The organism is Rhizobium sp. MHM7A (assembly GCF_005862215.1).
In the GTDB taxonomy this organism is placed as follows: Bacteria; Pseudomonadota; Alphaproteobacteria; order Rhizobiales; family Rhizobiaceae; genus Rhizobium; species Rhizobium bangladeshense.
The window spans coordinates 1-6,473 of the sequence record NZ_VCHT01000041.1; the positions used below are offsets into that span (position 1 = coordinate 1).

5 protein-coding genes and 3 pseudogenes are annotated in these 6,473 nt (G+C 53.8%); 4 read left to right on the plus strand and 4 right to left on the minus strand.

All coding sequences use genetic code 11. The features are described from left to right. Together FFR93_RS39880 and FFR93_RS39885 are read left to right on the plus strand one after the other, a co-directional pair. Positions 1-226 (plus strand): DDE-type integrase/transposase/recombinase (locus FFR93_RS39880; RefSeq protein WP_138397175.1); only part of this gene is annotated, 226 nt, incomplete at its 5' end. 53 nt (positions 227-279) lie between these two features. Beyond that, a pseudogene (locus FFR93_RS39885) lies at positions 280-495 on the plus strand (DDE-type integrase/transposase/recombinase); the annotation flags it as partial. 148 nt (positions 496-643) lie between these two features. Here the strand turns inward: FFR93_RS39885 and virD4 are convergent. Next, entirely contained in the window at positions 644-2,698 is a 2,055-nt protein-coding gene (gene virD4, locus FFR93_RS39890; protein ID WP_138397176.1) for a type IV secretion system ATPase VirD4, read from the minus strand. 128 nt (positions 2,699-2,826) lie between these two features. After that, a complete protein-coding gene (locus tag FFR93_RS41240; RefSeq protein ID WP_011654551.1) occupies positions 2,827-2,964 on the minus strand; it encodes a hypothetical protein in 138 nt (45 codons plus the stop codon). 314 nt (positions 2,965-3,278) lie between these two features. On the opposite strand from FFR93_RS41240, the gene FFR93_RS39895 reads away from it, so the two are divergent. Beyond that, positions 3,279-3,974 (plus strand): conjugal transfer ATPase VirC1, encoded by a 696-nt coding sequence (locus FFR93_RS39895; protein ID WP_138397177.1) that lies wholly within the window; start codon positions 3,279-3,281, stop codon positions 3,972-3,974. Positions 3,975-4,113: 139 nt separating this feature from the next. On the opposite strand, the pseudogene FFR93_RS39900 reads toward FFR93_RS39895, so the two are convergent. Continuing rightward, positions 4,114-4,533, minus strand: a pseudogene (locus tag FFR93_RS39900) (transposase); the annotation flags it as partial. A gap of 208 nt (positions 4,534-4,741) precedes the next feature. Next, positions 4,742-4,970: pseudogene (locus tag FFR93_RS41840) on the minus strand (IS5/IS1182 family transposase); the annotation flags it as partial. Positions 4,971-4,999: 29 nt separating this feature from the next. Between FFR93_RS41840 and FFR93_RS39910 the strand changes: the two are divergent. Then, the coding region (locus tag FFR93_RS39910; RefSeq protein ID WP_205910761.1) for a zeta toxin family protein at positions 5,000-6,473 on the plus strand (1,474 nt) is incomplete at its 3' end.

The following is a 6,473-nucleotide window of genomic DNA, read 5'->3' on the forward strand; positions in this document are numbered from 1 at the left end:
GGGCCTGAACAATCGTGCGGAGAATTCTCACGTGCCACTTCGAAAACGAGAACGGGTGATGCAGGGATTTCGATCCGTCGCAGGCTTGCAACGTTTCATATCGATCTTTTCAGCAATCCGAAATCTCTTCGTTCCCCCGCATTGGAAACGTTCAGCCCTTTCCACTCACATCCACCGGATCCGCGCAATGGCGCAGTGGAAAGCCGTGACCGGCGCAACTGCCTGACGTCACAAACAAGCGCCTTGTTCAGGCGTCCATGAAACAACGTGACATCGCCCACCCAACATCTCCAACAAGGCATTGAGAGTGACCATTTCCGCGTGAAGAAGAACATGCCGAAGATCGGCGGATTCCAATCCTTCAAAACCGCGCGTCGAACTGTCGCAGGGTTCGAAGCGATGCTGTGGCTGCGAAAAGGGTTTGGGTTCTCCGGAGAGTGGACCGTCAATGATCAGAACGAGCTGCTCGCGCGTCTCTTCGGACTTCAAAAGGTTAAACAAGGCGTGAAGAGCAGAACATATTTAGCTCAACGCGTTCGGTCGACCGCTTTGCGACACGCCCGATAATTCTCTCGTCGCCTTCTCGCGAAGCAACTCCTCTCATCTGTCACCGGGAGCAGCATCCGGCACTCCCATATTTTATTCAAGAACCGTGGTCATCCGAGTGCATGGCTCCTGGCGCCAGTTCACCTGTTTGCCAAGCATTCGACCGCCTCTGCAGATCGATGATCCGGTCAAGAAGTGCCCGCTGGGCGGCAAGAGCCTGTAGTTCCTCCTCGCTCAGGTGATCGTCGCTGACCCGGTCCGGTCCGTAGACGTCGTGCGCATATTCGACATCAGCGTATTTTCCGCCCGCATCCGAACTGGCCGCGCCCCCCGCCGGAAAGTCGCTGAATGCGTGGTCTTTCACCGGGACCTCGGCAAAATCGGGCAACGCGGCCTGCACGGCGTCCTCCGATTTCGCTTCATCCGGTAGCGATTCCGCGGCAACGAGCAGCGTCGCGGGCGCTTGTACGTAAGTGGTCGCAAGGTGGAGGGGTTCTGGCTCCGGCAAGGCGCCAGACTGGCTATCGAAAATCCGCTTCAGCACGCGGTCGGAATAATATTTCACCTTTTTTAGCCGGAGCGGCGGTTGCCCTTTGATCAGCACGATCTCCATGTCGTCGTCGATGAGGCGCACTTGCTCGGACCGCAACAGCGGCGCGCCCTGGTCGGAAAGCTGAATATTGGTATCGAAAATGTTGCGCTGGCTGAAGGAGGTGGAGCGGGCGCGAAACGTATGGTCGCCGATGGCTTTCGAAATATAGTTTGGAGTCTCGTCATCGGCAGTGGCCATAAAGATCTGTATGCCAGTATTGCTTAGGAAATTCTCCTTACCAGACTCTTCATATACCCCAGTCAAAGCCGAGAGGCTCTGGATGATGAACATGAAGCGCCCCTTGTAGCCAGCAATCGTAGTTACCGCGGTTTCTATGGCTTCGAGTTTGCCGAGATGCTTAAACTCATCCAGCAAGAACAGCACCTCGAAGATTTCGTCCTTCTTCGGCAGTGTCCGCTGTAGAATGGAGACTACCTGCTGGAAGAACAGCCGAATGAGGGGGGCGATTACCTCAAGATCGTTTGGACTAACGCAGAGAAAAATTGACGTGGGATCGCGGCGGAGATCATAAATTGAAAAATCCGACTTCGTTGTAGCTGCCTTGATTAAGGGGTCCGCCCAGAGATTCAGGCCGCCGTCACCAAGGACAGAGGTGTAGGAAGTCAGGATCTTTGTATCATTACCGGCCATGTTATCGAAGATTCGCTGTGCCTCTTGATTTTGCGTTTCCTCAGCTAGCTGGGCGAAAAGCTTGTATTTCTCACCGGGCTGGGTGAATAGGTCGTAGACAGCACCGATTGTCGGCGTACCGCGTTCGATGCAGGCGAGTATGCCGGCGATAAAAAGGTCTCGGGCGCCGCTAATAAAGCCTTCCGATCCCTTCCCCTTTGCAACGATCAAGTTAACGGCCAGCCGCCGCGTCTCGCTGAAACGGCGCTCCGGCGGCATGTTGACGATGTCAAGCACAGGGTTGTAACTGTGGGTCCGTCCCGCACTGTCGAGTGGCGCGAACTTGAAAACCCGATCGCCCCGCGCCATGCGGGCGCGCGAAGTGAGCTCGAATAGCTCCCCCTTCACGTCGAGCGCCAGAATCGAACCGTTGAAGGTCAGAAGCGTCGGGATGACCACGCCAACGCCCTTGCCGGCGCGCGTCGGGGCCACGACGAGACTATGCGGTTGTTCGCCGTTAGTTAGATATCGACCCGGCCAACGCGGCCCAACCGTTTTGCCAAAGATCGGTCCGGTTATGTTGCGAAAACGCCTGATATAGCCCGCTCGCTGTAGTTCCTGCCGCGTGGCCCAGCGCGCTGTGCCATGATAATTCCGCTTTTTTAAAATCACAATGGCGCCCACCATTGTAGTGATTACGGCAGTACTGACGGCGATGGTCAAGCCACGGAGGAACACCGGTGTGGCGTAGCCAACATAGAGGGGCGTTTCGTACCAGAAGGAGAAGATGTCGAAGCGATTGATAGTTTCGCGGCTGATGCCGTGCCGACAGAAGCTTGCATAAATACTCGCGAACAAAAGCCCCATCGTCAGCGAAAAAAGGAAGGCAAACAGTAGCGTGTTCAATTTCCGAGTCGTGCTCCCGTCCATTCCTCTAGACCTCCGCGGCGCTTCTATGCTCACCCCAGCTTCGCTGCGGTCCCTCGAGCGTTTAAGTCATTAGCCGGGCATGCGCCCCGGGAACTGATGCAGAATGCCCGCGAGCAACGTCGGCGTGGCTACTCCTGATATTCGTTCCAGTAGCCAGTTGGATCGTCGTACATGCCGTTGCGCTCTTCGCCTGGCCTGCTGTAGGATGTTCTGCCTGGAACGTTGGTCTCGGCGAGTTCACCCGGATGGATCAACCTTGTACCCATCCGCCGACTGTCCCCATGCGACGGGCATCGAAGAGCTAAGATAAGGCCGGCTTCTCATCATAGGTCATAGACAAGCGGACCGACGGTTACGGCGAACAGCTTGCTGCATCCAGACGCTCATTTTTCACGAAGAGCGCTTGTCGATATAAACAAACCGCCCGCAGACATTCAAGAATGTACGGTTACAGTTGCAATATAATTCCCGCTTCTGCGTGCTGTATTCACAATCTTTCAGGCGGTCATTTTGGTATAAGAACGACCAATTTACATACAAATTCTCGTAGGGAAGACGCGGCCGCACCAAGGAGTTTTCAATGCAACTTGTAACCTGCTGCTCATTTAAAGGAGGCGCTGGGAAAACAACAGCGCTGATGGGCCTCTGCTCGGCACTTGCCGCAGATGGTAAGACAATTGCACTTTTCGAAGCCGACGAAAATCGGCCACTCAGCAAATGGAAAGAAAATGCGACGCGATGTAACACCTGGGATCCACTTTGTGAGATCTTCATTACGGACGAGGTGCCGCTTCTTGAGGTCGCCTACGAAGAGGCGGCAGGCCGCGGGTTCGACTATTGCCTAGTGGAAACTCACCATGGATCCAGCGAGCTCAATAACACAGTGTTCGCTAGTTCTAATCTCCTGCTGATCCCGACAACGCTTACTCCCCTCGATGCCGACGAGGCACTTGCCACATTTCGTTACATCATCGAATTGCTGATTGGTGAAAACCTTGCCATACCAGCCGCAATTCTGCGCCAACGTGTGCCGGCCAACCGGCTAAATTCCTCGGAGCGGCTAATATCGGAGATGTTAAGTACTCTGCCGCTTGCAGATACGCCGATGCACGAAAGGGACGCTTTCGCCGCGATGAAGGATCGAGGAATGCTGCATCTGAATCTCCGTAATGCCGCAGCAAACTCGTCCATGCGGCTGACACTGCGCAATCTCGAAGCAGCGATGGAAGATTTGCGTTCCCTCGGCAAATTTGTAAGCAGCACAGTCGAGCATTGATATGACAATCCGCAAACGTGGGTGACGGTGCGTCTCCATCCGGTCGCTGACGACGAACCAAATCACGGGACCCGGCGAGCCTTGGTGCACGGATCGTTCAGCGGTCGTGGTGTAGGCGATCGGCAACCTCAATAACCGTGCTAAGCTGGGTTGAGATGCTCAGGAGCTGAGTGCGGGCCGCCACCAGCGTGCGTGTCAGCATGCTGTCGAAAGCCTTGACCCGGTCGGCCTTATAGAAGCCGGCTTCGGCCAGGTGCGCCAAGCCGTCCGCATCATTGCTATCGGTCTTGTTGAGCGTCTCGTTCAAGACCTTTTGTGCGTGCCGCGCTTCGATGCAGATCGCCGGCACGCCTTCCTTGATCAGCCCATGATAGAACCACGTCGATAACGGCCCCGTCTCGAAGACAACGCGCCTGGCATGCGGGGCATGTTTGCGGATCATTTCGGCTACAAGTTTGGGGTCCGAAGCGCACTTCCCCCGCCAGATCCGCTTACCGTCCTGTCGGATTGAGATCGCAGTCTCTTTCAATGAAACATCAAGCCCGATATATTGGTCCATGGTTGCTCTCCGTTCGATGTTTGGGCCCGGTTCCAATCGTGAGCCCGTTTTTCCATCTTATCGGGGGCAACCACCCCTGCCATCATCTTATAAATATGACCTGGGGTGATCGCGCCGCGATTACCCCATGTTTTGCGTCCGGAATTGCGTGAAACAAAGAGATAGAGTATCTCCGTGATTCGGAGAAAAACGGAAATTCTCTAGCGGCGGGCAGGACCTGGAATCCCTTCTGGTCGTCGGATCGACGGATGATCCCGACCGCGAAGTCGAGACAGGCGGCTTTGTCCATGAGCTTCAGCCGGTCCTAGGCGCTGCCGGCGAACAGATGCTCACCCAAGGCGAACGCTTGCGGATGCCGTCCGGGACCGCCTGAGCGCCGGCAATGTCGGAGATGTCGCGGTGGTGCGATTGACCATCAAGAGCGGCCCGTCGCTAACTTTAAACGATTGGTACTAGGAAACCGAAAATGGAAACAGGGGAATCGGTCGAAGTTCTTAATAATTTTCTGGAAAGAAAGAGGAGATTGAATTCAAATGAAGCGAAAGCAATATTTGAACGTGACATCTTAGGTAGCATGGCAGCCGAAAATGGAGGGTTGAAGAATCCCATCTTTCTTGTTGTAGGCGGACAACCGGCAGCGGGCAAAAGCTCCGCAATTAGGCAGTTAATGAATAAATATGATCCCGAATACACTCAAGTGGTAAGCGAGAACGAACTCACGTCTTTTCTTCCCGACAACAACCGCGCTCGAATGCGGGGATCTCATGTAGTTGAGGAAATAAATCGATTCGTTGTTTTGAACTGGCGCGATCAATTGATTGACGATGCGATGCGGCATCGATCAAATATCATTTTGGAGACGCGAGATACTCCTAATTACATCCTTCTCGCGAGGGCACGTCACATTGGCTACAAGACAGAGCTAAATATCGTGGCCACAGATAGAATCATTAGTTTTACCGCCATGCATGATCGTTATGACCGCTGGCTGTCGCGAGACTCTATCGCCCCTATCACCTCTCCAGATGCTAAGTCGCACGATCTTAGTTATTCCGTTTGGGCATTCATAACGGCTACGGCCGTTTGTTCCCAATCTTTTGATCGAATTGCAATCATTGGTCGAAGCGGCGAAACAATCTTTGAAAATAATCAAGCCAACGATCTCACTGGACAGATGAAGATGCAGGGTGTCATGCAGGCACTTATGATTGCCCGTAATAGGCCATTGGGAAAAACTCAGCGGGACGAGATTCAGAATATCTGGAACAAGCTCGAACAAAGCGATAGGTTCGCTCGACATCTACCTTGCGCTAACCTGCCAATAAAATCATACAAGGCGGAAATAGGCCTGGCGCTTAACAATCAAGTCGATTTTGACCCATACAAAATTCAGGCTGACGATCAGCGACATATTGCCGAGATGTTCGTCCGAAATGTTAAGCGAGATGAAGACTTTATAGTGGCAAATCTCGGTGAGCCGTACTGCTACGACAGTCATATCCTTAAGAGGATCACATCAAGCCATAATATATTACAAGAGGCGTTTCTCGGAAAGTCTGCAATTGCTAGAACAGGACCATCGGATTCGAACTTTGCTCCTCAAGAGGATACAACCTGGGGCACTCCCCATCAGGAGCCATCTGAACGGTCATCCATTGTGAAGCGGAAGAGGACAGATTATGCTAGCCTGTTAGATCAATCGGCGCAACAGGTGTCTGATGCGGCTAAATTGCAGCGGCCAAAGTTTTTGGTCGAGGTGTCCCCATTTTCCAAGCGGCATACAGGCGCGGGATTGGCCAACGATGCAGCGCTTGGCGGCATGCAGGGTGAGCATTCGGCGTCGGCGCTGAGTCCCTCAGAACCAACCTTCTACGACTTCACCGAATTTACCGAGGACGAGCTGGCAGGAATCGATGCAACAGCGGATGCGCTGTCCAGAT

What these genes read in the sequence shown, in the direction of transcription:
- virD4 (WP_138397176.1), bottom strand. Translation starts at nt 2,698, where the DNA reads ATGGACGGGAGCACGACTCGGAAATTGAACACGCTACTGTTTGCCTTC.
- FFR93_RS41240 (WP_011654551.1), bottom strand. Translation starts at nt 2,964, where the DNA reads ATGGGTACAAGGTTGATCCATCCGGGTGAACTCGCCGAGACCAACGTT.
- FFR93_RS39895 (WP_138397177.1), top strand. Translation starts at nt 3,279, where the DNA reads ATGCAACTTGTAACCTGCTGCTCATTTAAAGGAGGCGCTGGGAAAACA.